Annotated in this window: 3 protein-coding genes and 1 pseudogene; 3 read left to right on the top strand and 1 reads right to left on the bottom strand. The window is 61.5% G+C overall.

Annotated elements, in window-relative coordinates:
- The coding region (locus tag NW820_RS02610) for a CCA tRNA nucleotidyltransferase (RefSeq protein WP_414406610.1) at positions 1 to 1,364 on the top strand (1,364 nt) is incomplete at its 5' end.
- Here NW820_RS02610 and NW820_RS02605 read toward each other — a convergent pair.
- Positions 1,361 to 2,104: a response regulator gene (locus NW820_RS02605; protein ID WP_414406609.1), complete on the bottom strand. Its 744-nt coding sequence runs from the start codon at positions 2,102 to 2,104 to the stop codon at positions 1,361 to 1,363. The two genes, NW820_RS02610 and NW820_RS02605, sit on opposite strands and share 4 nt — an antisense overlap.
- A 371-nt stretch (positions 2,105 to 2,475) precedes the next feature.
- Here NW820_RS02605 and NW820_RS02600 point away from each other — a divergent pair, with 371 nt between their 5' ends.
- A complete protein-coding gene (locus tag NW820_RS02600; protein WP_011434393.1) occupies positions 2,476 to 3,378 on the top strand; it encodes a 4-hydroxybenzoate solanesyltransferase in 903 nt (300 codons plus the stop codon).
- A 180-nt stretch (positions 3,379 to 3,558) separates the two neighbouring features.
- A pseudogene (locus NW820_RS02595) lies at positions 3,559 to 4,296 on the top strand (hypothetical protein); the annotation flags it as partial.

Raw genomic sequence — 4,296 nt, 5'->3', positions numbered from 1 at the left:
AAGCCTTGCTGACGAAGTGGCTGCTGACCTATTTTTACCAACGGCTGCCTTTCCCCCAAGAGTGGCTGCCGCAGAAAAGCTATTGGGTAGGGGGATCCCTGCGGGATGCTTACCTGGCTTGGCTGCAGGGCCGTGCTGCTGGGGATCCCGCTCGCGACGGTGGGATGGAGTCCTCAGCGTCGGTGGATTTGGACCTGATGTGCGCTGTGGATCCCGTGGGCTGGGCAGCGGCAGTGGCACGGCGGTTGGGGGCGGGCTTTGTGGTGTTGGATCCCGAACGGCAGATTGCCCGCATTGTGTTGGCAAAGTTGACCGTGGACGTGGGGCTGCAGGCGGGCTCCACCCCTGAGGAGGATCTGAGGCAGCGGGACTTCACCTGCAATGCCCTGGCCTTGGATCTGCAAAGGGAGCAACTGCTGGATCCCACGGGCGGACAAGCCGATATTCGCCAGGGCCGGATGCGCATGATCCACCCCGACAACCTCAGTGCTGATCCGGTGCGGCTGTTGCGGGGTTATCGACAGGCGGCTCAGCTGGGGTTTGGGCTGGATCCAGCTACGCAAGAGGCGATCCGGGAGCGGGCTCCCCTTTTGGCGAATGTGGCGGCAGAACGGGTGCGGGCAGAGATAGTGGCCCTGTTGGAGGCAGGGATCCCAGGGCTGGCTCACCTACAGGGGGCGGTGGCGGCGGGGTTGCTGCAGGCTTGGCTGCCCCACCTGAAGCCGGAAAGTCCGGGCTTCCCTCAAGCTCAGGCCGTGTGGGAGTGGGCCGGGCGCTGGCAACCGCTCTATCCCCGCACGCTGGCAGAGCTGGCCCAGCCCTTGACATCCTCACGCGAAGGGCGCGGCAGGCTGTTGGCAGTGGTGCTGGCGGCCTTGTTGTGGGATCCAGCGGGAACTGAGGACTCTGTCTTGCTGACGCGAACGGCAGAAAGGGTGGAAACCGAGCTGGAGCGGCTGCGCTTCAGCCGAGCGGAAATGCGGGCCATCCAAAAGCTACACCATCTTCTGCCTCAGCTTCAGCTTCTCCTGACGGACTCCCCCACCCCTGCGCAACAGTGGCGGCTTTATCAACAGGCGGGATCCCTGTTCGGTGGCCTGGCGCTGTTGGCGGTGGCTACGGGCGGCGACCCTCAAAAGCTGGAGTCTTGGCTCAAACGCTACGAAGACCCCCAGGATCCCCTGGCCCATCTGGTGCCCCTGCTGGATGGCCGCGATCTGCTGCACAGCTTGGGGGCCAAACCCGGCCCCTGGGTAGGCCAGTTGCTGCAAGACCTCCAGGAGGCGCAGGCTTGGGGGCAGATTCAAACTCGTGCCGAGGCGCTCTCTTTTGCCCGCCGGTGGCGTGGCCAGCAAAAAGACTAGCCGAAGCGATAGCCGAAGCCGCGCACCGTCACCAAATACTCTGGGTTGCTGGGATCCAGCTCCAATTTTTCCCGCAGCCAGCGGATATGTACATCGACGGTCTTGCTGTCGCCCATGAAGTCGGATCCCCAGATGCGCTCCAGAAGCTGTTCCCGCGTCCAAACGCGGCGGGGATTGGACATAAACAGCTCCAACAGGCGAAATTCCTTGGGGGAAAAACTCACCTCAACGCCCCGCACCAACACGCGGCACTCCTGGGTAAACATACACAGATCCCCGTAACGGAGCACCGTGGCATCGCTGGCTTGGGCCAGTTGTTGCCGGCGCAACACCGAGCGACAGCGGGCGATCAGCTCCCGCATGCCGAAGGGCTTGGTCAGATAATCGTCGGCCCCCAGTTCCAAGCCCACCACCCGGTCGGTTTCGCTACTTTTGGCCGTCAACATCAGGATGGGAATCGTGTTGCCCTCCCTGCGCAGCAGCCTGCACAGATCCAGACCGTTCAAGCTGGGCAACATCAAATCCAAGATCATCAAATCCAGCCGCTCAGCCGTATGTACCACCTCAAGGGCTTGCCGACCATCAGCGGCTTGTAAAACCTGATACCCCTGCTCTTCTAAAGCCAGGGCAACCGTTTCCCGAATGGCATCCTCGTCATCCACCACCAGCAGGGTCTCCAGATGGGGAGCAGCTTCCTTGGCTTGAGGAAGTGGACCGGTCATGGAGAGGGTTGCTTCCATACAGAACTCCGTTGCGCCTGCACGCAAGTGCTCCGCACCGCCGTCACGAACGCGGAAGCGTCACGTAGCAATCACTGCCTCACAGGGGAAGAAGGGCAAGTGCCGCCACCGTCAACAGCAGCCCCCCGCTAGGATATCAAACTTCCAGGGCCGGCCAATGTAAAGAGAACAGGGGTGGACTGATTGCCCAAGGTCTTGAGACGGCGAATGGAACCGAAAGGATTCCAAAAACCTGCAATTCAGGATGATTTAAGATCTCTAATGTGGAGCCGCCCCTACCCACGCCTCATGGTGCTCTGCACCCCTCCCGCGAACGGCAACTCACGCTTTAAGGACTCCGTCCCGCTGTCGCGATTGGCCGGAAACCGGTTATGTCTGCTTCCCCTTCTGCACTCTGGGCCACTGGCGGAGCCATTCTGCGGCTGTTGCGCTGGCATAAGCCGGCAGGGCGATTGATTTTGATGATCCCGGCTCTGTGGGGAGCTTTTTTGGCCGGACGGGGAACACCCCCTTGGCCGTTGGTCGGGATCATCATTTTGGGCAGCCTGGCTGCCAGTGGGGCAGGCTGTGTCATCAACGATCTTTGGGATCGAGATTTGGATCCGCTGGTGGAGCGCACCCGCCATCGCCCGTTGGCCAGCCGGGAGTTGACCGTTGGCGTCGGGATCCTGATGGCGGTGGTGAGTTTGGCCTGTGCGGCAGGGCTGGCGCTGTTTCTCAACCCGGTTAGTTTTGCCCTCTGTGTGGCGGCGGTGCCGGTAATTCTGCTCTATCCGGGGGCCAAGCGGGTGTTTCCGGTGCCGCAGTTGGTGCTGGCTCTGGCGTGGGGATTTGCCGTGCTCATCAGTTGGACGGCGGTGAGCGGCCAAGATGCCAACACACCCCTGTGGGAAGAGGGGCTGGGCTGGCTGTGGCTGGCCACGGTGTTGTGGACACTGGGATTTGATACCGTCTATGCTCTTGCGGATCGGGAGGACGATGAGCGGGCCGGGATCCATTCCAGCGCCCGTTTTTTCGGGCAGCGGACGCCGACGGCGGTAGGGCTATTTTTTTTGGGCACTGCCATCGCGCTGTTGGGGGTAGGCCTCAGCCTACGGTTGCATGGAGTTTATTTTGTCAGCTTGGCCATCGTCACTGTCCTCTGGGGCCGGCAAACCTGGCAGCTCCACCAAAGGAATGCCTCTCCCACCTTGTACCTGGCCATCTTCGGCCAAAATGTGGTGCAAGGGTTTATTCTGCTGGCGGGGATGATCGGCGGGTCCCTGCTGGCCTGAGGGATCCCCTGGCCTCTCGCATGGCCAGATGCCTCTCTGAAGAACGCCTTGCCCCTCAACCGACGCTGGGGCTGCCTCTTTGGGAAGGGATCCCGACAAATCTCCGGACTGGCAGGAATCGGCCCAGGGCCATGGGCAAACGGTAGAATGAGACGATTAATTGCAGGATCCCAGCCTCCGATGGCCCCACTGAGCAGCGGTGAGCCTCCCTATGACATTCTTATTCTCTCAAACGGCCCTGGAGAGCTGACCACCTGGGTGCGTCCGGTGGTGATGGAATTGCGCCAGCAACTGCCTCAGGCACGCCTCTCCCTGGTGCTGTCCCCCTGCCCCCATGCTTCCGGGCAAGAGATGAAGATAGCGCAAGCGTTCGTCGACGTGGATCGGGTGCAGGATCCCGATTTTTTTCTGGCTTTTTTGCTTACTGGCCAAACCGAAGAAGCCTGGAATTGGGCCAAGCGAGGGGTGGTGCTGTTTCTGGGGGGGGATCAGTTTTTTGCCGTCTGGATTGCTCGCCGCTTGCGCTATCGGCTGGTGGTCTATGCTGAGCATCAACCCCGTTGGCGGCCTTGGGTACATGCTTTCGCCGTGCGAACCGAGGCAATCAAACGCCGCTACGATGGCGGACGGCTGCTGGGCCACCCTTGGGCCCACAAAATGCACGTTGTCGGGGATTTGATGGCGGATGGCGTAGCCAGCGCTGTCTATTTGCCGGGGGTGCCCCTTTCCGGCTGGCTTGGCAGCAGATCTCCTGCCGCTGCCTCCAAACCCACGGCAGGCTTTTCTTCCCCAACCCAAGCCTTTGGCCTGCTCCAAGATGCATCTCCCAGCTCCATCGGCGAGGGGGAGCCTGTAAGAACTGCGCCAGAGAGAGTGGGGAACCGCTTCACCGATCGCGTAAGCGGGCCGGAGGCCTTT

It is taken from the genome of Synechococcus sp. R55.7 (assembly GCF_047461955.1).
Taxonomy (GTDB): Bacteria; Cyanobacteriota; Cyanobacteriia; order Thermostichales; family Thermostichaceae; genus Thermostichus.
The sequence above is the reverse complement of the archived record's forward strand: the minus strand, read 5'-3'. Positions and strand labels throughout refer to the sequence as shown.